The sequence below is a fragment of the Sporolactobacillus sp. STSJ-5 genome (assembly GCF_024385605.1).
Classification (GTDB): Bacteria; Bacillota; Bacilli; order Bacillales; family Sporolactobacillaceae; genus Sporolactobacillus.
The window spans coordinates 1-20,602 of the sequence record NZ_JANFOJ010000015.1 but is presented as its reverse complement, the minus strand read 5'-3'; the positions used below and the strand labels follow the sequence as shown (position 1 = coordinate 20,602).

General features: G+C 42.4%; 20 protein-coding genes and 2 riboswitches. Of the genes, 7 read left to right on the top strand and 13 right to left on the bottom strand.

Annotation, left to right across the window (positions count from 1 at the left end):
* Positions 1 to 44 precede the first annotated feature (44 nt).
* The 4 genes from NOM01_RS13070 (at position 45) to NOM01_RS13055 (ending at position 5,551) form a co-directional block, all read left to right on the top strand.
* Positions 45 to 2,612 carry an EAL domain-containing protein gene (locus NOM01_RS13070; RefSeq protein ID WP_255748944.1) on the top strand — a complete coding sequence of 856 codons (2,568 nt, stop codon included), beginning with the start codon at positions 45 to 47 and terminating at the stop codon, positions 2,610 to 2,612.
* A 284-nt stretch (positions 2,613 to 2,896) separates the two neighbouring features.
* Positions 2,897 to 3,424, top strand: coding sequence for a glycosyl-4,4'-diaponeurosporenoate acyltransferase CrtO family protein (locus NOM01_RS13065; RefSeq protein WP_255748943.1), 528 nt, complete (start codon positions 2,897 to 2,899; stop codon positions 3,422 to 3,424).
* Between the two features lie 14 nt (positions 3,425 to 3,438).
* Positions 3,439 to 4,602, top strand: coding sequence for an MGDG synthase family glycosyltransferase (locus NOM01_RS13060; RefSeq protein ID WP_255748942.1), 1,164 nt, complete (start codon positions 3,439 to 3,441; stop codon positions 4,600 to 4,602).
* Between the two features lie 31 nt (positions 4,603 to 4,633).
* Entirely contained in the window at positions 4,634 to 5,551 is a 918-nt protein-coding gene (locus tag NOM01_RS13055) for a lysylphosphatidylglycerol synthase domain-containing protein (protein WP_255748941.1), read from the top strand.
* A gap of 136 nt (positions 5,552 to 5,687) precedes the next feature.
* Here the strand turns inward: NOM01_RS13055 and NOM01_RS13050 are convergent, their stop codons facing one another.
* The 10 genes from NOM01_RS13050 to NOM01_RS13005 form a co-directional block, all read right to left on the bottom strand.
* A complete protein-coding gene (locus NOM01_RS13050) occupies positions 5,688 to 6,449 on the bottom strand; it encodes a hypothetical protein (protein WP_255748940.1) in 762 nt (253 codons plus the stop codon).
* Between the two features lie 93 nt (positions 6,450 to 6,542).
* Positions 6,543 to 6,800 (bottom strand): DUF4180 domain-containing protein, encoded by a 258-nt coding sequence (locus NOM01_RS13045; RefSeq protein ID WP_255748939.1) that lies wholly within the window; start codon positions 6,798 to 6,800, stop codon positions 6,543 to 6,545.
* Positions 6,742 to 6,927, bottom strand: a complete 186-nt coding sequence (locus NOM01_RS13040) for a Fur-regulated basic protein FbpA (RefSeq protein ID WP_255748938.1) — start codon at positions 6,925 to 6,927, stop codon at positions 6,742 to 6,744. The genes NOM01_RS13045 and NOM01_RS13040 overlap by 59 nt, the downstream gene beginning before the upstream one ends.
* Before the next feature lie 92 nt (positions 6,928 to 7,019).
* Positions 7,020 to 7,125: riboswitch (SAM riboswitch) on the bottom strand.
* A 131-nt stretch (positions 7,126 to 7,256) separates the two neighbouring features.
* Entirely contained in the window at positions 7,257 to 8,381 is a 1,125-nt protein-coding gene (locus tag NOM01_RS13035) for an amidohydrolase (RefSeq protein WP_255748937.1), read from the bottom strand.
* Positions 8,378 to 9,505: an iron-containing alcohol dehydrogenase family protein gene (locus tag NOM01_RS13030; RefSeq protein ID WP_255748936.1), complete on the bottom strand. Its 1,128-nt coding sequence runs from the start codon at positions 9,503 to 9,505 to the stop codon at positions 8,378 to 8,380. Before NOM01_RS13030 ends, NOM01_RS13035 begins: the two co-directional genes overlap by 4 nt.
* A gap of 16 nt (positions 9,506 to 9,521) precedes the next feature.
* On the bottom strand, positions 9,522 to 10,832 hold the full coding sequence (locus NOM01_RS13025) for an O-acetylhomoserine aminocarboxypropyltransferase/cysteine synthase family protein (RefSeq protein WP_255748935.1): 1,311 nt from the start codon (positions 10,830 to 10,832) through the stop codon (positions 9,522 to 9,524).
* A gap of 42 nt (positions 10,833 to 10,874) precedes the next feature.
* Positions 10,875 to 11,951, bottom strand: a complete 1,077-nt coding sequence (locus NOM01_RS13020; RefSeq protein WP_255748934.1) for an Ldh family oxidoreductase — start codon at positions 11,949 to 11,951, stop codon at positions 10,875 to 10,877.
* Between the two features lie 11 nt (positions 11,952 to 11,962).
* Complete coding sequence (locus NOM01_RS13015) at positions 11,963 to 12,379, bottom strand: GNAT family N-acetyltransferase (protein ID WP_255748933.1); 417 nt, start codon at positions 12,377 to 12,379, stop codon at positions 11,963 to 11,965.
* A 17-nt stretch (positions 12,380 to 12,396) separates the two neighbouring features.
* Positions 12,397 to 13,539: a trans-sulfuration enzyme family protein gene (locus tag NOM01_RS13010; RefSeq protein WP_255748932.1), complete on the bottom strand. Its 1,143-nt coding sequence runs from the start codon at positions 13,537 to 13,539 to the stop codon at positions 12,397 to 12,399.
* On the bottom strand, positions 13,505 to 13,723 hold the full coding sequence (locus tag NOM01_RS13005) for a hypothetical protein (RefSeq protein WP_255748931.1): 219 nt from the start codon (positions 13,721 to 13,723) through the stop codon (positions 13,505 to 13,507). Before NOM01_RS13005 ends, NOM01_RS13010 begins: the two co-directional genes overlap by 35 nt.
* A gap of 131 nt (positions 13,724 to 13,854) precedes the next feature.
* Positions 13,855 to 13,953, bottom strand: a riboswitch (SAM riboswitch).
* A 1,251-nt stretch (positions 13,954 to 15,204) separates the two neighbouring features.
* Between NOM01_RS13005 and NOM01_RS13000 the strand changes: the two genes are divergently transcribed.
* The 3 genes from NOM01_RS13000 to NOM01_RS12990 are packed head-to-tail and all read left to right on the top strand — an operon-like array spanning position 15,205 to position 18,029.
* Positions 15,205 to 16,248 carry an ABC transporter substrate-binding protein gene (locus NOM01_RS13000; protein WP_255748930.1) on the top strand — a complete coding sequence of 348 codons (1,044 nt, stop codon included), beginning with the start codon at positions 15,205 to 15,207 and terminating at the stop codon, positions 16,246 to 16,248.
* A gap of 30 nt (positions 16,249 to 16,278) precedes the next feature.
* Complete coding sequence (locus NOM01_RS12995; RefSeq protein ID WP_255748929.1) at positions 16,279 to 17,271, top strand: ABC transporter permease; 993 nt, start codon at positions 16,279 to 16,281, stop codon at positions 17,269 to 17,271.
* On the top strand, positions 17,265 to 18,029 hold the full coding sequence (locus tag NOM01_RS12990) for an ABC transporter ATP-binding protein (RefSeq protein ID WP_255748927.1): 765 nt from the start codon (positions 17,265 to 17,267) through the stop codon (positions 18,027 to 18,029). Before NOM01_RS12995 ends, NOM01_RS12990 begins: the two co-directional genes overlap by 7 nt.
* Before the next feature lie 129 nt (positions 18,030 to 18,158).
* Here NOM01_RS12990 and NOM01_RS12985 read toward each other — a convergent pair whose 3' ends face one another.
* The 3 genes from NOM01_RS12985 to NOM01_RS12975 form a co-directional block, all read right to left on the bottom strand.
* Positions 18,159 to 18,914, bottom strand: coding sequence for an undecaprenyl pyrophosphate synthase (locus NOM01_RS12985; protein WP_255748926.1), 756 nt, complete (start codon positions 18,912 to 18,914; stop codon positions 18,159 to 18,161).
* A 17-nt stretch (positions 18,915 to 18,931) separates the two neighbouring features.
* Positions 18,932 to 19,744, bottom strand: a complete 813-nt coding sequence (locus NOM01_RS12980) for a DUF817 domain-containing protein (protein ID WP_255748925.1) — start codon at positions 19,742 to 19,744, stop codon at positions 18,932 to 18,934.
* A gap of 126 nt (positions 19,745 to 19,870) precedes the next feature.
* Positions 19,871 to 20,347 carry a DUF2975 domain-containing protein gene (locus NOM01_RS12975; RefSeq protein WP_255748923.1) on the bottom strand — a complete coding sequence of 159 codons (477 nt, stop codon included), beginning with the start codon at positions 20,345 to 20,347 and terminating at the stop codon, positions 19,871 to 19,873.
* Between the last annotated feature and the right edge of the window lie 255 nt (positions 20,348 to 20,602).

Sequence of the window (20,602 nt, the reverse complement as noted above, 5' to 3'; positions counted from 1 at the left end):
AATCGATTGTATTTCCCCCAGTTCGAATTAGGGAGGCATAAACCATGCTTGATCATAAATCTAAAAAAAATACAGATCCTTCAACAGACCATGTAATCGAATATCCGGATCTGTTTTTTCGATCATTATTTGAAGGAAACCCGGACGTAACTTTTTATATGGATGTTAACGGGGTGATTGTATTACCAAATAAACGTTTTTCTGAATGTTTTGGCTATATTAATGATGAAATCATTTTAAATAAATTTGAAAAGTTCCTGACGGAAAAGGAAGTACCATCCTACAAAGAAACGTTTAAAAAAGTGATGAGCGGCAAAAAACAGTACATCAACACGACACTGACACACAAAAACGGTACACAAATCGAGTGTCAATTAGCCCTAATGCCGGCACGTTCAGCGGGACAAATTATTGGCGCATTTGGGCTTCTCCAGGATCTAACAAACAAAAATCGATTACAAAAATCCTTAATCGAATCTGAACTGATATTCAAGAGTCTTGCAGATGAGGCATCCTTTGGCATTTTTATTCTTCAATGCGATAAGCTGATCTATGGAAACCCTAACTTCTATGCATCTGTTGGTCCAAATTTTACGGATGGCACCTGTTTCCTAAACACTCTGCATCCTGATGATCAATCAACAACTCAATTAATAATGGATGAATTAACCGTTGGTGGAGCCGGCAAAGACGTGCCCTTACGAGTCATTAAAGAGGACGGCACACATTATTATGAATGTCATATGAAAAAAATTATCTACCAAAACCAATTAACGATTGTTGGCTCGGTCCAAGATGTAACCAAGTATAAAAAAGCACAGTCGCTAACAAAATTTCTTGCGAATCACGACGAACTTACCGGTCTCCCGAACAGCAGATTCTTTCGAGAAAAATTGGAACAGGAAATGGTTATCAGCAACACTTTAGGGCAGAAATTGGCCGTCATGTATTTGGACTTAGATCGCTTTAAATACATTAACGATACGCTAAGTCATCTGGTTGGCGATGAACTGTTGAAGCAGTTCGCAACAAAATTGACTAAGATCCTTGGGCCTCATCAATTAGCTGCTCGAATTGGTGCCGACGAGTTTCTGGTTCTTTGCCCAAATGTCTTTGATCACACCGTAATCAGCCAAGCAGAAGCAATCATCAATGCATTCGATCACCCATTTATTATTAGCAATTACCGATTGCAGATTTCACTCAGCATCGGCATCAGCATCTATCCGGACAACGGTGATCATTCGGCGACGTTAATCAAGCATGCCGATTCAGCTCTTCATAAAGCAAAAGGGAAGAAAAACAGCAAATATCAACGCTACACCTCCACAATGGATATCGTCGGCTATAAGCGTTTTACTTTAGAGGCGGATTTACAGAATTGGCTTGAATTAAATCAGTTCGAATTATACTATCAGCCTAAGGTAGACATCGGCACCAAACGTATTATAGGCGCTGAAGCACTGATTCGATGGAATCATCCGAAGTGGGGACTGGTCTCACCAGCAGAGTTTATTCCTTTAGCCGAAGAAGTCGGCATCATGCGTAAAATCGACCAATGGATCGAACACACTGCTTGTTTCCAAAACAAAGCATGGCAAGATGACGGTCTGCCCGCGATTCCGATCTCAATCAATCTGTCTGCAAACCGTTTTTTGGATCATGATCTGACTGTGGATCTTTTGGATGTGTTGGAACAGGCACATTTGGATCCGAAATACTTAGAGGTCGAAATCGTTGAAACATCTCTTCTGGAGAATGAAAAAACAATTTTTACAATTATCGACAGTCTTAGACGCAAAGGAATTAAGATTAACTTGGATGATTTTGGAACAGGTTATTCATCACTATCCTACCTTAAGCGTTTCAAAGGACGAATTGATACGTTGAAAATTGATAAGTCTTTTATTGATGCGTTAGATGACACCACCGATGAAAGCTCAAAATATATCACCCAATCAATCATTGAATTGGCCCATTATTTAAACATGAATGTGGTTGCTGAAGGGGTGGAAACTCAGGAACAATTGCAGCTGTTACAAGATTATCACTGCAATATCATACAAGGCTACTTTTTCTCCAAACCGGTTCCAGCCGCTACGTTCGCTAAGCTGTTGCGAAAGGAAAAAGAGGGAGCTCCTGCTGTACCTGTCTCACGAAATCGTGGAGTCTATGAAAACCGAAGAAAGCATTTCAGAGTGGATCTTGATTATCCTCTAGTCGCAATGATAACCCTTGTGCAATTTCATGGGCAGCATGTTAAACTGGGCAACACGCGCATCCTTATTGAAAATATTGGCTCTGGTGGACTGCGCTTTCTTTCTGACCTACGTTTTGGAATTGATTCATCCCTGGTCTTAAAGATTGAAACAACCATTCTTGGAGAAAAAATTACACTTTTGGGTTCCGTCGTTTGGGTGAATGAACTGAAATCCGAGGTATTCCAGTATGGGTTCAAACTTTTGATTGAAGAGAAGAAGCGCATCATTTTTTCTCAGTTATTAAATAAACTTGCACTGCTTCTTAGAGAAAATCCAATGCCACCAGATTGTGATTTTGTGACAACGGGTAAATACGAATTTTTTGCAAAACAAATAGAAAGTCACTCCTAGGCGGATTACTTGTATAAAATATGATCCTGTTTCTTCTTTAATAAAGATGGGAAACAGGATCTTTATGTTATACCGCTTCCGCTGGTTTTCAATCAGCTCTGTTTTAAGTTTGACACATACCTGAAGACATGCCATATTGATTCCACCTGACTTTTAATCTATAGTTTAAGTGAATATCCTTCGATGATTAACACAAATAGTCTTATAAGCTGTTTTTTACCGGACAGCAATTTTTGCATGGATTTTTTTACAAAAAGGTACCTTTGATTTTAAAAAGAGAGATGATGAGTATTGTGAAAGTACTTGCATTGGTTAATAATTTTATCATCTTCATGATTATTTCGTTGATCAATACGATTATTTCGATCAAGCTTCCCATAACCATCTTCCAATTGGATAGCTGGCTGTTTAGGGAAAGGCGCTGGGAAAAAGGCGGCCATTTCTATCAGGACTGGTTTAATGTGAAAAGGTGGAAGAGTCTCTTACCGGAGCTCAGTGATTTTCTGTCCTTCCTTTTTTCAAAAAAACAAATGAAGCGATCCAGCCCGGATTATTTGTACAGATTTGCTTTGGAGACCTGCCGTGCCGAGCTCGTTCATTGGTGCATTATGATCAGTTCTTTGCTCTTTACGCAATGGAATCATACAGGTGTTTCGATGCTTATGATCTTCATTGCTGTCGTGTGCAATCTTCCCTATATCATGATACAACGTTACAATCGACCGAGAATTTTAAGTATTCTTGCCAATAAAAAAACGAACTTAAACGGAAATAGGATAAATGATTTGGAAGTACTCCATAAAGATATATGAAGGGGAATTTTTCTGTGAGTAGAATTCTGTTTATTTCATCTGAGCATACGGGATGCGGACATAAAAGTATCACGGAAGCGCTGAGCAAGCAGCTCCGGCTTTTGTCACCGGATATTCAGTTTACAGTTATTGATGGATTCGACCTGGGAAGCCGTATTCTTCGTTCATCCAGCCGAGGTTATGACTCATTTGCAGTGAAATTTCCTGCTCTTTGGGGTCTCATTTACCGATTGAGCAGTCCATTTAAGCAGCTTGTCAATTGGTTTGTCGCACATAACATCAGAAAGTCATTGTTAGAAAAAATCGACGCCTTTCATCCCGATGTCATCGTATCCGTTCATAATCTTTTCATCGGTTCGGTAATCAATGTCTTAGATCGGGCACATTTGTCTATTCCTGTTATCTCGTTGATTGCGGATTTAGACAATGTCACGAGCCTTTGGGCAGACAAGCGGGCAAAATATATTATATGTCCTTCTGACGAAGCGGAACAAAGAATGCTAAAGGCTGGTATGTCTCAGGATCAATTGTTTCATACCGGCTTCCCGACACGCAGCGACTTCTGTGACTTGAAACTGCCTAAAAAGCCTGATCTCCGTCACATGCGCAAAAATTTTATTTCTATTCTCCTAATGAGCGGGAGTCAAGGCTCGACTCAGGTTCTGAAAATCGCCAAAATCTTGCTAAGTGATGAGAAAATCCATCTAACGATTATTGCAGGACATAACACGGCATTAATCAAATTAATGGAAAGCACTTTGTCCCCCTACATTGGAAAACGAGTGACCATTTATGGATTTATTAAAGAAGTAAAGGCGCGCATGATGGAGGCTGATCTTCTGATCATGCGGGCTAGCCCTAATGTATTAATGGAGGCGGTCAACCTGTGCAAACCCGTCATCGTCACCGGTGCATTGCGTGGACAGGAGGCAAAGAATCCTCATTTTGTCCTTAAACACAGATTGGGACTCTATTGCAAAGACTTGCGCCAATTGCCGACTATGATTTCAGCATTGTTGGAAAATGACGGGGAACAGCTCCTGCAGATCGCTCAGAACCAGTATGAGTTCAAAAAGCCTGAATCGGCGCGCAAGATCACTGAATTGCTCATACAAACAGCAAAGGAACCCAACGCTCTGAAAATCAGTCAATCACTTGAACATTCTTTGACCGACTAAAATTCAAAAAACGTGCAGCAGGAGCAGTTGAATGGCAACAAAAACAAAATTCAAATTACTAATAGGAATAATCATAACTGTTTTAGTCGTCTATTATTCATTCAAAACATTCGGCAGTCTGGATCTAAGCACTGTATTCAATGCGAAAATAAATTGGTTCTTAGTTTTTTGTTCAGTTGCCATTAATATCTATTCAAACTATGTTCGGAGTCTTGGATACACATTGGGCATTGATCCGAATATTAACCGTCTGAGAGCTCTGCAAATCGTTGGTATCGGTCATGCAGCAAATATGATTCTGCCCCTTCATATTGGTGACGGATTACGTTTTGCTTTTTTCCCGGACAACTACAGCGCATTTCGTCGGACGGAATTGGTGATGATACCGGCGATCGCCGACTCGATAGCAATTATCGTCATCTCCCTTTTCGCCGTACCCTTTTCCGGATTTAAAGAGCCCATGATTGTTACAATCTTATGGATTTCTTTCTTTTCATGTATTACCCTCATCGCGTTGCTGCTGACTGTTGTTTCTTTTGTTCCGCGATTTCGAAACTATGTTCATGGCTATTTAACAATCGGAATGCTGAACATGATGCTTTGGGTGCTTTTCTCGTATATACTTCTCCTCCTTTCCATTTGGATGGGACTAATTGCGTTCGGCTTCGGCTGGGGCGCATCTTTGCGTATGTCGCTGGCCGTTTTTGCCACAACAAACCTTATTGGGTTTATACCTGCCTCACCCGGTTCCGTGGGTCTTTTCGAATACGGAGTCATTATCGGTCTTGCCGGACTAGGCATTCAGCAGAGCGCGGCGCTTTCGGCAGGCTTACTGCTTCATTTCATACAATATGCCGCACTGCTTCCATTGGGTGTTGTTCTATATATTCTGGCCCTGCACGGGAAATATGGAAAAGCACTCAGAAATATGCTGCATCAGAAACTGTAAAAAGCTGTTTGGGCGATGCACACTTATCATTTGCTAACTCAGTTTAATTAAGCGATTCGATTGGTAAAGTTACAAAGCACAAATAAATGGATTTCATAAGAGGATTAAAAAAGGTGTCAGATGATCATGAAGAATATTACCATTCATTCACCGCATAGAGAGTCGCTAAACATAACTGTCTAAATAATTCCGCAGATAAATGTTCATATTGTTCGTCTACATTTTTTTCATGAGCCATGTATGGCGGAGAATCATTCCATGAGCCCATAGCACCAAAAACATCAGCGGTACTTGCTGCTTTAAAAAGATTCAAATTCTTCTTCGGCATATCAATGAGCAGTTTCATTTCTTTCGTAGATTCCCCTTCTGCAGCAAGGGCAGCCTCATGAAATAAATTTGCAAAATGGTCACATTCAATGAAGTGCGCGAATTTCTCAATTTCATTTAAAACGTTTACCAAGTCTGCTGTATTATCGTAAAATTCCGGCTTCTCTTGAGGTGGATTATCCCAGCGGTGTTCTGTATAGGTGATTGTCCAGGCGTGCCTTTCTTTCTGGAAGTCCCAATGCACTGTATTATAAGTTACATGACCACTTTTATAAAAGCAGACAAAAATGTTTTGTCTTGAGTTTGAAAATCCAAGCAGATTTCTGTCTTCTACCTGCATCGGCGTTAAGCATTTTATATCTTCTAACCCGCGTTTACAACATTCATCAAACCATTCTGCTACATTACTAGCTTTAAAAGGCTTTTTCCCAAACCATGACTTCTTTTCAATAAGCTGAAAAGTAATGGAATCCTCATATTTGAACGATTCAAATATGATTTTCTTGTTCTCTTTTAGCGCTTTTTTTGCACTTGCAACAATTCTGCATACCTGAAGCAGTTCACCATTCATTTTTTGATTGTGCCCCCTCGTTCCTCTTTGTCCTTATCAGTGGTATATGTCCGATTCCAGTATATTTCAACAATTCCCCATTCTCAATGATAATTATTCAAAATCCAATGTTCTTTTATTAACATTCTTATAGACTCTGAATATATTGCCGCTGTTGCTCTCGGAAATAAACTTCTTGAACTTGCCTTTGATCTGGCTATTATCAAGTACAGCTGCTGCTTTCGTATGATACAGTGCAAATTTCTGTACGATCGCCTCCGCAACACCAAGCTCTGTCACTAAAAAGCGGCGCTTACGCCAAATCTCGATTATGCATCGATGAACTGCTTGCCTGTACCTGCTTGTATTCATGTTCCAGTTCAGACAGAGATAATTCAAAGAGATGCCTTCCGTCTTTCTTATAAACTCGATGTGCAATCAGCTGTTCAATTAATTGTTCGCGTCTGTCTTCCACCATCTTTCTCAGTGCACTGCTCATTTGCCGCATCTCCCTATAAAAAGATAAAAAGCCCAATTGTTCTCTTCCCACAGTGATAAGAAGAGAAATCAGGCTTTCTTTATGCTGCTCTCAACTTATCTCCAAGCATTGATTCTGCTTTAGGAATTAGCACCGTACCGCAATCAGCCGGTTGCTGAGGTTTCGCAGGGCCAGTCCCTCCGCCTCTCTGGATAAGCATTTTTCAATAATTTATATTAGGTATAGTATGGTCGATTATTTATTCCTGTACTCACTATTTAAAAGATCCGCTAACGAATTCTGATCATAAATACGATGACTCTATCATACGTTTGCGTTCTTTAATGCTTTCAAAACGGCAACCGCAGAGCGATAATAGAATTCTGCGGCAACGCGGATCCCTTTAGGGTCACCCGGTACGCAGGATGATGCCAATCTTCGGGTCCGTTCGATCCTACAAATGCGAATACGCCGGGTACCTCGCGTTGGAAGCAGGAAAAATCATCCCCGGCCACCGAAACTTCAGGTGTCACCACCCGCACTTCATTTTCATTTGCTTCTCGAATAATTCGAGCTATTTTTTCTTCATTAAATACGGATGGCGTCCCTTGGCCCCATTCCACAGCAATCTGTACGTTGAACGCCTGTTGAAGTCCGTCGGCGATTGCGGCAAAGCGATCAATGATCAAATCACGATCCTGATCGTAAAAAGTGCGTACTGTTCCGAGCAGTTCGACCTTTCCAGGCAGCACATTCCACACGTCACCGCCGTGAATACTGGTAATGCTCACGACCGCTTCATGCTTTGGCGAAATGTTTCGGCTGACGATCGTTTGCGCTGTTTGAACGAACGATGAAGCCGCTACAATCGGATCTCGGGTCCGCTCGGGAATCGCCGCATGACCGCCGATTCCATTAAACGTAATTTTAAATTTGTCGCAAGCCGCCATTAAAGGTCCTGCCTTGATTCCAATGGTTCCCACCGGCAAATCTGGTTTGTTGTGAATACCAACGACCGCATCCAGTCCTTTGAGCTGACCGTCTTTGACCACCTTGAGTCCACCGTGTCCGGTTTCTTCTGCAGGTTGAAAAATCAAACGAACGGTGCCGGGAAGATCCAACTGATTTTGTTTCAGTAAAGCAGCGGCCCAGAGCAAAGCGGTCGTATGAAAATCATGACCGCAGGCGTGCATCACACCTTCATTTTGTGATTGATAGGGTAAGTCAGTTTGTTCATGAATCGGCAAGGCATCAATATCCGCGCGAAGCCCAACAGCAGGACCGTTCAGATCACCTGAAATTTCGGCAAAGACGCCGGTCGGCAGGCTGGTCTCTCGCAACGTAACTGATTGACCCTGCAGCCAGTTTTTAATTCTTTTTGTTGTCTCATATTCATGCAACGACAGCTCCGGGTTCTGGTGCAGCTCTTCGAATATGGATTGAAAGGTCTTACCATCATTTGCAAATCTGCTCATACTTTCGATTCATCTGCCTTGTAGTCGAATTCACCGGTTGCCTGGCCTTCACTTCCGCTTTCGTTCACCAACGTTTCCACCCGGTTCAAAGCATTCAGGATAAACGCCTGATCAAAATTTTTGAAGACAAAACGGAAGCCAAGCTCCGTTTGACATTCTCTGGCAAGAATTTCTTTAGTTTTATCTATATCCTGAAGTTTGAACTGACTCAGCGAATAACTCAGACCCACTCGTTTGTAAAAAGGCAGCAATTTCCGAACTTCAGCATCCTGCCCCAAGGTCGCGAGTAGTACAAGTAAACCGTACGCAACCTTTACCCCATGTTGATAACGGCTCGTCTCCGGAATCTTGCTCATTGCATTATGGACTGCATGAGCGCCGGATGCACGGCCATAATCTCGAGCAAAGCTGCCAACTGTTCCGGAAAGACCGACAATCACATCCGATACAATACGGAAAGCAGGGCTGAGCTGATGGTGTTCCAGGCTTACCACTGCTTCCTCCGAATACCGGAGCAGCAGTTTTTTCGTTTGCAGGGCCGCAGTGAGTCCCAGTGATACAAAGGGATCGATCTGCTGGCTCACATCTTTCGGTATCGCTTCCGCCTCATACCATTTCGCTAACGTATCCCCTATACCGGCAATGTAGTAGTCTTTCGGAGATTCAATCAGCAGAGACAAATCGACCAGTACCGCATAAGCGGATTCTTGAAAATGATCGCGGCCGATATGCTCGTGCTGCTGATTATAGATGATGGCAAGCGGCGTGTACGCAGAACAAGTGCCAAGAACCGTTGGGATACAGATGTATTGAGAACGAAGCCGATGATTGACACCCTTAGCCGTATCTAATACACGTCCGCCGCCGATCCCGATGATCAGGTCTGCTTTTCCGATCTCACTCGTCAAACGGTCCATATCTTCATGACTGGATGTTCCGTCATAGCGATGAACCGGCCACTTGACTTCTTTTTTATAGACCTTCTGAAAAGCTGAAAATGATTGTTCACCCGTAACAATATGAACAGACGAAAAAGGAGAAACAAGTTCATCCAGTTGGCTGATGGCATCCTCTGTACACAGATACTGACTTGGACCGCCTCTGACGATTTTTCCTAAATCCATTTTCCCCACCCCATTCTTATTCATATGCTTTGTGGATCGCCTGATCCAGATCGTCAATCAGGTCATCCGCATCTTCCAGTCCGATCGAGAGGCGAATCAGCGTGTTGCTCAGCCCGGTTTTTTCACGATTTAATGAAGGAATTTCGCGATGCGTGGTTCGGCCGGGATTAACAATTAATGAACGCGCATCTCCCACATTTGGCAAATAGCTGAAAATTTTCACAGAACTCAGAACCTTTTTTGCCTGTGCTTCGGTTCCTTCAATCTCAAACGCAAAAATTGCCCCAACTCCATGTGGAAAGTATCGGTTCACCAATTCGTGCTGCGGATGCTCTGCCAATCCAGAATAGTGTACTGCTTTAACATGGGGATTGTCTGCAAGGTACCGGGCAATCTTCTTCGCACTGTTCACTTGCTTAGCTAGCCGTTCGGACAATGTTTCAATACCTAAGAGAACTAAATAAGCTTCAAAAGGGCTCAATACAGCACCGAGCAAGCGAAGGTACTTAACCCTGATCCGTGCTGCAAATGCGTTCGAACCAAACGCCTCAATAAAGCTCCGCTCCACATGCTCGTCTTCATTCCCCAGAACAAATTCTTTTTCCTCAAATTGTTTAAACTTGCCGTTCCCATAATCAAAGGTTCCAGCGTCAACAATTAATCCTGAAACAACTTCTCCGTGTCCGCTGATTCCTTTTGTCGATGAATAGACGACGATGTCCGCACCATATCGGATTGGGTTAAAGAGATACGGGGTCGGAAACGTATTGTCAATAACCAGTGGAATACCATGTCGATGAGCCAGTTTTGCCAGTGCCTCTACGTTCGTCACCGTTGTATCCGGATTCGTGACGCTTTCTGCAAAAATTGCTTTCGTATCCTCTTTGATCACTGCTTCAACACATTCTAGGTCATTAATATCATCGAGGAAGTCAAAAACAATCCCGAATTTAGGAAACAGGGTTCGAAATTCATCAAAGCTTGATCCATAAATATTTGCTGCGGCGATAATTCGACCACCGCCTTCGGCTAGATTTAACAATGTATAGGAAACGGCCGCCATACCGGATCCGACCGCCACCGCTTCTGCGGCACCGTCCAGATCAGCGATTCTTTGTTCAAGAACAGCAGTCGTCGGATTACCGATTCGCGTATAGCTGAAGCCTTTTTCTTTAAGGTTGACCAGCCGTTCTGCACGCTCCGGATCGCCAAAGCCAAAGGCAACCGTCTGATAGATCGGTACTTGTGATGCATAATTATGTTGTTTCGGATCGTACCCCGCATGTATTTTCAAAGTATCAAATCGTTTCTCCGATTTCTCCGTCATCTCTAGTCCCCATTTCTCATTCAAAAAATTTCCATGTACACGTTAAAGATATGACTGATAGGGTATATGCAATCGTTCCGAGACTTCCGCCATTTCTTTCAATGTTTCAGGATCAATTGGAATCCCGTTTTTCAGGCGGTCTTCAAACGCAGCAGCTTCTTTGTCGCCATGTATGTACATCTTCTTCCCAGGTTCAGTTGGAAGATTCCGAATTCGTTTAAGCATAGCAGATAATGCTTCTGAAATATCGCCGGGATCACCAAACAAACGAAGATCAATTGCGGTAAAAAAGTGACTGATTCCCTTTACCTTGCCACTGCCCAGATCAGCAGAAAGATGTCCTTGCGACAGAATCGACGTTAAAATTTCTACAATTAAAGAATGGCCAAATCCTTTGTATCCGCCATTTTCTTCTCCGCGTCCTCCCACAGGAAGCATCCCTCCTATTTTTGGATGCTTCGACAGATTTTCGCGCAGCTTTGTTGCGTCTCTGTTCACCTCATTGTGTTCGTCAACCGCCCAAGCTCCGGGAATCGTCTTTCCCTGTTTGGCATACACTTCGATCTTCCCGAGTGATACGACTGTTGTTGCCGCATCAAAGAGGAAGTCGTGAGGCTCGGCAGGCATTGAAAAAGCAAGCGGATTACTACCGAGAAACGGCTGCACCGCATGAGTAGGGATCAAAAAAGGATTGGAATTCGTTGCGGAAATTCCCAGCATTCCTTTGTCGCTCGCCATTTTGGCGTAATAGCCGGCCATTCCATAATGATTCGAATTGCGAACCGAGACGATACCAATGCCGCTCTGTTCTGCTTTTTCAATCGCAAGGCTCATCGCTTTTCCCGCCACGAGCTGCCCCATCCCCTTATGTCCATCCACTACAGCACTCACCGGCGTTTCCCAAATAACTTTAGGAATTGCGCCAACTTTAATATCACCGGCAGCGATCTTTCGGTCGTACATCGCCAAACGCTGCACACCATGTGATTCAATACCGAACAGATCAGTGGTCACAATGGATTCGGCAATGATTGAACTGCTCTCTTCTGAAAAACCGTACGCCTTGTATATACTTTTCACCCATTGCTCGATGCTCTGATAATCGTATCGATTTCCCATCTTCGCTTACCTCACAAATCCCGATCGAGATACACGATGTCTTGCCTAAAATTCCAACCCTTTTTTCTCCAAAACTGCTTGCCTTCCTCATTATCAAGCACCACGAACAAACCAATCTTCGTAATCTGTTCTTTTTTAAAACTCGTACAGACTCGGTCAATTAAACGTGTACCGATTCCTTTTCCCTGCTGGTCCGGATCAACTGCCGTATGGTAGATGAATCCCTTGCGTCCATCGGTTCCGCCGAGTATCGTTCCGATGACCCGCTCGTTATCGGCAGCGACGAAACAGGTTTCCGGATTCTTGCGAATGATCCGGGCAATTCCGGCGTAGCTGTTATCTAAGGATGCTAGATTCATGCCGGGCACCCGTGTCCATAGATCATAAGCGCCTTCATAATCCTCAGGAACCATCTTGCGAATCTCCATATCTTTTCAACTCCAAGTTATCTTTTTGCTTTTTCCAGTGCGCGCGCCAGATCCTCCAGCAGATCATCTGCATTTTCAATGCCGATTGCTAAGCGAAGCAGACCTTTTGTGATGCCGATTTTCTCCTGAAGTTTTTCATCAAAGGATTCATGCGTCATTGTTGCCGGCTGACAAATCAGGCTTTCAACCCCGCCAAGACTGACAGCAAGATCAAACAATGAAAGTGCCGCCACAAATTGATCCTGATCATAATTCGATGCAAGCCGAATGGAAAGAACGGACCCATGACCCGATGCCTGACGCTGCTGAATTTCTTTTTCCTCCTGCGAGTACGATCCGGGATAGTACAGGCGTTCAATGCCGGGATGAGTGCTGAAAAAATCGATAATCTTATCCGTATTCGCCTCTTGGCGATCCAAACGCACACTCAATGTCTTGATTCCTCGAATCAGTGCATAGGAATCGGTCGGACTCAGGATTCCACCGAGTGTATTCTGCAGAAATTTAAGCTTTTGCGCAATATCCTCTTGATTCGTTGCCACAAGACCGGCAATGACATCAGCGTGACCGCTCAGATATTTCGTTGCGGAATAAAGAACGAGATCTGCGCCAAGAGCGAGTGGATTTTGATAATAGGCAGTTAAAAATGTATTATCAACAATCAGCAACTTGCCTTTCTCATGCGCGATCGTTGCTAGCCGCTGAATATCGGCAACACGCAGCAGCGGATTCGACGGCGTCTCAATATAGAGTGCCGCCACATCATCATCTAAATCCTCTGCCCTCAGTTCATTAAAATCGTGCACCAATTCATAAGCAATGCCTCGATCCCTAAAAAGATTGCTGGCATAGCGATAGGTTCCTCCGTACACATTGTTGTTCAGGAGAATTTTATCACCGGACTGAAACAAGCTGAAAACGGCGGACACCGCCGCCATTCCTGAGGCAAACGCATAGGAATAACCTGCCTGTTCAATTTTGGAAAACAAGGTTTCGAGATTATTTCGTGTCGGATTCCCGCCTCGTGCATAGGCAAAGGACTGAAAACCATGCAGATCCTCTTGAACATAAGTTGTTGCTAGAAAAATCGGCGGTACCACTGCATGATTAGGATTGTCTTTCGCATCAATCCCTTTTACGATCAATGAATCTAGTTTCACTGTATTTATCCTCCTCGCAGTTCATTGCCTTTGTCTTTGAAAACTGAATGTTTTTAAATGTGTTCTTAGTATGCGCCACAGGTACGGCTGCATTGCTGAATGCTTCGCACTCCCAGGGCAGATAAATCGGCTCCCACATAAGCGATTGAATTAATTGAACAAAATTGATTTTCGCTATACTCATCAATGATCAACCTCCTATAAGCTTTAGTCCGAGACTTTTGCCCAGCGCGTCATTTGCGGCAACTAAGCTAAAAAAGGCAATAAAAAAATGCTTTCTTATGAGAATAGATAAGAAAACATGATGCGTCGGTTCTCTTATCTCTCAGTTTAAACTGCTGGAATTAACACCATACACTGTGTGCTGGTTGTCGGGTTTCATTGGGCCAGTCCCTCCGCCACTCTTGATAAGAAGTTTACTATTTAATTTTGAAAAGAACGTTTAGGTGACAAAACTGATGCACGCGTCACCGCTGAAATAATTCGTATGTGTTTACTAGGTAATATAATAGTTTAAATTTATTATGTCAATGCTTTTCTGAATGTTTGGTGCAAGAACTCAAACCGGCAGATGTTCACACGTATGACTTCTTGACCAATCGCATAGATCTGCTTCTCATCTTCTGCTTAAGAAAAAACGGGCAAAAAATTCCCGGTTCTTACTACCACAGGATGCAGTGACTTTCGCGTTGCATAAAGGACGTACTTTCACACGATGTGATGGCTTTCGCGTTGCATACAGGACGTATGCGTATTTAGCGAAAGTTCCTTTTTCGAAAGCTCCTTTACAGTTAGCAAAAGTTCCTTTGCTCCAAATGTGGTTTTTAATCATCAACCCCTTGCTTGAACAAACATTTCAATTTCATAACGCATTCTGGTCCTTAATTAAGTAACGAGTAAAATAAGCGGAGATTTTCCGCTTATATGCACCCTGAACATGTTTCGCCGGTAAATAAGGGTAATTTTTCCGCTTATTCAAAGCAAAACCCTTCATTTTCACGTTTATCGATTCGGATAAGGGGAATTTCTCCGTCTATTTCAGCTATTTTTTCGATCATTTTCTAAATAAGCGGAATTTTTCCGTCTATTTTTCAGATTGGGCACTTACCGGCGGGGCAAAATCAAAAACGTTCTTTGCTTGTCAGAGAAGCTGAACGGAGCCTTGCGATTATAGGTGTAGGGACATTTCTCAATAAAATAATCCCGTTTTTGTACTTTAAATCTTCACCAGGATAGGAATCAAACAAAATTTTTTTGGGGGTTGACAAGGATAATCGAATGGTTTAAATTTACCATCAACAAAGTAAGCCGTTCATCAGCTGCTAATCATTAAGACGTTAATGATCGGCAATGAACGGTTTCGCAGTGAGAATCGCAGCAGATCAATAGGTCTTGTCAGCACCTTCTTCATGCGATTTATTGCGGCCGCAATACTGCGTATCTGGTTAATCCCTTAATCAAAGAAAAGAGGTTTTGCACAAGAATACGAATTTTGCAGACACTGAACTTGATTGGTGTGCATTTACGAGTTGTTTTTTTTTAAGTTTAATACCAAGTAAATAGGGCTGTTTAGTTAAATTAATAAAAACTAATCTTTACCTAAACATTTGAGGGTTTGATTTAAGTAAATTGAATTTGCTCTACTTAGAGGGGGAAGCAATCAACATGGCGAAAAAAAGAAAAGCAAGCCGCTTAGTCAAATGGATTCTTTCAGTTGCTGTGGTTATTATTGTGGTACTTGCAACTGTGGTTTCCATTAACCAAATTACAGTGAACAAGAACAAAAGTTCAGCTACTGCAAAAGATGACAATTATGTATTAAAACTCGCAGACTCATCAGGCTTATGCGAAGCACCACAGCAAATTGCGATTGAGAAAGGGATTTTCAAGAAATACGGCGTCAAATATAAGAATGTCAAAATCGGAGACTTGTCAGGTACTGAAGCCCTAACAGCCGGAAAAGTTGACGCGACGAATTCGCTCCTTGCCAGCGTTGTGCAACCACTGACGAACGGTGCAGAGCTAAAGATTACAACCGGTTTGCATACAGGTTGTCTCCAGATCTTAGTAGGTAAGAATTCTAAAATTAAGTCGATCAAAGATCTTAAAGGCAAGAAAATTGGTGTGGGTACGGTAGCCGGCAGTCCGGCAACGTTTGCAAAACGCGTCCTTTCTTACAACGGATTAAATGTATCGACCAAAAACTCAGACGTACAATTTATTCAATATGATTCGGCCAGCTTGCCAATCGTCCTTAGTAAAGGGCAAGTAGACGCGATTGCTGTAGGCGATCCGGATACACAAATCGCTATTAAGAACTATGGCTTTACATCACTAGCTAGTTCCGCAACCACAGCACCATTTAATAAAGAATATTGCTGCGTAGCCTATGTTTCTAATAAACTAGCTAAAGAACATCCGGAAATCGCACGCAAATTCACTCTTGCATTGCAAGAAGCTGCAGAATGGATTGCAAATCACCAAGATGAATCCGTTCATATTCAAACAGATAAGAAATATATTGCCGGCGATGAAAAAACAAACTTGTCCGCTTTGGAAACCTACAAATGGGAACCATCTTTTACAGATGCGAAAAAAGCGTTCAAACAAACAGCCGACAGTCTGCAGGATATCGGTGTCATCTCAAATGATGTTGATACTCAGGCACTTACTGATCACTCCTTCCTAAAATTCAAAGGGGTAAAATGACATAAATATCAAAGAAAAGAGGGAATTTTTTTGGAAAAGGACTCGGTTTATATCAAAAAAATTACCCGGATAAAAGATCGCCAAATTGGTCGGGCTTACTTTGCAAGTATCGCGATTGCAATCAGTCTTGTTGCTCAGCTCGCAATTCCTAAGAGTGATATTTTGATAACCAAATCACTGCCATGGTATACCTGGCTATTAATCATAGCGCTCATCATCACGACAATACTCGCAACCTATTATATTTTTTTCGGCGGACTTGAGAAGTTTGTTTTTAAAAGCTACTTTATTGGCGCAGCATTTCTAGCACTAGGATTATATAATTTAGTCACGCTAAAATTCGCTTTGATTAAGCCGATTTTCTTTCCCGCTCCTGAAACGATTATCAATGTTCTGATTGTCGATGCCGGGTTCTTACTAAAATGCCTGCTTCATTCAGCTTTATTGCTTGCGTACGGATTAGGTATTGGCATCATCACCGGACTTGCTACCGGTATATTAATTGGCTGGTACTCATCGTGGAATTATTGGCTGGAACCACTCGTAAAATCAATAGGGCCGATACCATCCACTGCGTTTATACCGATTGCTCTGTCGGCTTTTGCGACCAGCTTTCAAGCAGCCGTCTTCTTGATTGCTTTAGCTTCATGGTTCCCGATCACTGTATTAACGCAATCCGGTATTGTAAACGTCAAAAAAACGTTTTTCGAGGTTGCCGATACGCTTGGTGCGACGGATTTTCAAAAGATTTTTCATGTTGCCGTACCTGGTGCTCTGCCAAACATATTCGTAGGCATCTTCAACGGAACATGCGGAGCATTCCTAACCCTAATGTCCGCCGAGATGATCGGGGTTCGCTACGGCATCGGCTGGTATATTAACTGGCAGCGTGAAATCATGTCTTATGCCAATGTTTATGCCGGTTTGGTTGTTATTGCAGTCAGCTTCTCACTGATGATTGCGATTCTCTTTAAAATACGCGACTATGTTTTAAGATGGCAAAAGGGGATTATTAAATGGTAGCTACAGGACAAATCACATTCAACAATCTTCGTAAAGTCTTCCCGCCGCGTACAGAGACCGGTTCACCGGTTGAAGCGTTGCATCATGTTAATGCAGAGGTTCAGCCTGGTGAGTTTATCGCACTAATCGGGCCTTCCGGTTGCGGCAAATCAACGCTGTTAAGGCTATTGGCAGGGCTGGAACATCCTAGTCAAGGTAAGATCTTGGTTGATGGCGATCTTGTTGAACGTCCCAGCCGAGAGCGTGGATTAGTTTTCCAAGACCCTACCCTATATCCATGGCTGACGATCGAACAAAATGTCGGCTTAGGACCAAAACTAGCGGGCGAATACCGTGAAAAACGCGATTTGATCCAGCAATTCATTGATTTGGTCGGCTTAAAGGGATTTGAAAAGAATTATCCCTATGAACTCTCCGGCGGTATGCAGCAACGTGTTGCTTTAGCACGAACGCTGATCAATTATCCGAAGGTCTTATTGTTTGACGAACCTTTTGGCGCGCTCGATGCGTTTACCCGGATAAAAATGCATGATGAGCTTTTGAAAATTCGGGAACGTACAGACATCACGATGGTCATGGTCACGCATGATGTTGAAGAAGCTGTATACTTAGCGGATCGTGTCTTCACAATGACGCCGCGACCAGCCATTCTGAAAAAAATCGTTAATGTAAATTTGCCGCGTCCGCGACGTAGAGACAGTCAAGCATTCATCGAGAAAAAAGAAGAAATTTTGGACATTCTGAACTTTACTGCTTGATGTCACTTGGTCCTGCCAAAAAAGATAATTAGAAAAATCATTCTCTCATGTTATCGAGGGAATGATTTTTTATTGTTCATATGAGTAGATTAATCAGGATTCTTGTGCTCGTTGCACAAATCGCACAGCCTAAATTCCGCCAAACCTTCTCTTTCGCTGCTGGTATGCATCAAGTGCTTGCATAAATTCCTCCTCTGAAAAATCCGGCCACAGCACATCGGTAAACCAAAATTCCGTGTAGGCGAGCTGCCAGAGCAGGAAGTTACTCAAGCGTTTTTCCCCACCGGTACGTATCATGAGATCAGGCTCCGGCATACCGGCCGTATTCAGATACTGTGAAAACCGTTGTTCATCCACATCGTCGAGCGACAATTTCGCATGATTTATATCCGAGTACATGTCTTTCATCGCTCTCAAAATCTCGTGCCTGCTTCCATAGTTCAGTGCGAAGTTCAACTGAAGGCCATCATTGTTGCGCGTACGCTTAGTCGCGTACTGCAGCGCTTTTCGCGTATAGATGGGAAGATATGCCACATCGCCAATTGTTTCAATCCGTACATTATTAGCCATAAGTTCCGGTAGATAACGATTAAGAAACTCCATTGGAAGTTTCATTATAAAATCAATCTCCGATTTCGGCCGTTTCCAGTTTTCCGTTGAAAATGTATAAAGTGTCAAATACTTCACCTTGCATTGGACTGCCGACTTGACGATCTTAACAACGGTTGTCAATCCTTCTTTATGACCGGCAACTCTGGGCATACCCCGTTTCTGAGCCCAACGTCCATTTCCATCCATAATTATCGCGATATGGTTGAGCTTATTATCCTCTAAAGAACTGATCCGGTCTTCTGATTGCTTATTATCGATAAAAGAAGTTTTCATTAATGGTATCCATCCTTTCAAAAGGTATTGTTATTCATTTCTCTTCGCGTGCTCCTAACCTCGTCAGCCTCTTTTCTTTCCTTAACCTGCTTTAGCGTTGCCACTATAAGAAAGCTTACAATCACTAACAGTATCCAAGAACTCACTTTTCCAATGTGAACGAGTCTCCAGGAACCCGTTTGATTGGGGTATTTCCAAGCACCAAAAAGCGTTGCAATATTTTCAGCGATCCATATAAAAAATCCAATAAGTACAAAGGAAAGTGTGAGCGGCATACGATAACGAATGCCATTAACTTCGTATGTGACCCACGATCGCCAAAAAACGATCATGACAAGACCGGTTAGCCACCAACGAATGTCAATCCAATAATGATGAGTGAAGAAATTCAAATAAATTGCAAGGGCAAGAGTGACAACAATCAGAAACGGTGGCCATTTAATCAGTTCAACCTTTAGTCTTCTCCACGATTGACAAAGATAGCTTGCTACACTTGCGTACATGAATCCGCTATACAAAGGCACACCGAGTAGTTTAAAATACCCTTTCTCCGGATAAGCCCAGGAGCCCATGTGCACCTTGAAAATTTCAAGTGCTAGGCCGAGAAGGTGAAACAACGTGATCACCTTTAATTCATCCTTTGTTTCCATCCCGGAATGTACCATCCACCACTGCATCAGGATGAAAATGACAAGCAAACAATCGTAACGTGGCAAAAAAGTGAAAGGTACAATTTGTGTTAAAGCCAGAGAAGCAAAGATGACAACAGGAACTATACACGCTTGAGTCTGTTCCCAAGCAAAACGAATAAGCTGCTTTAGTGCATCCATAATCTTTAACCTTATTATCCTTAAGTGTTTTCAAATTTTTTGTCGGCAAAATTGTCTCCCAGCTGAGGGTCCCTTCATCAAGGTCATCATTACACTAAAATTAATGATCATAGCCATACGTTCGTCTCAGACCGTTAAATCATTTTCTGATTTTATAACAATTGCTTCTTTTATTAGTCTTTGAAGAGCAGCAGCAAAAACTGCGATAACCAGTGATACAAAGATAGGAACCATTCCGACTATAATAAGTCCTGGGGCATCGTCTTTATCTGCTAAGAAATAAATAAACGGAATCATGAACACAAACATGCCGCTGAATGTCATGGCACATTTTTTTATAATCTTTAAAGCTCTTACAGATAACTCGGAAAAAGCATGGTTATTGTCAATAGAGTTTAAAATTCTCAAAGCCTGATACAATGCAATGTAAAATGGTATGACGGATCCATAGATGCCAATTACTATGGGATACAATATATGGGCATACTCCGGATTCACAGGATTATTTGCTAACCACGGCAGTCCAATGATACACAATGCAAGAACTGGAGCTCCAAAAAGACAAACAGCTATTTTTAAAAGAAAAACTGAATGTTGTTTCATAATAAAGGCACCTCACTATATTATTTTCAAATTGATTTTAACCCAATATTTATTGTTTTTCAATAAATATTTATTGTTTTATGATATTTTTTATTGTTTTATTCGTACACACTCTGTTCCCATATTTGTTTTCTAACTGTTGGATCGAACGACATTTTGCCGCCGGCTTAGATAAAAAAGAAATCACGTCAATAAATACTTACATCGGGCTATCAAAATTGCACCAACCGTTCATCGTCATTGTCAGGAAATAAT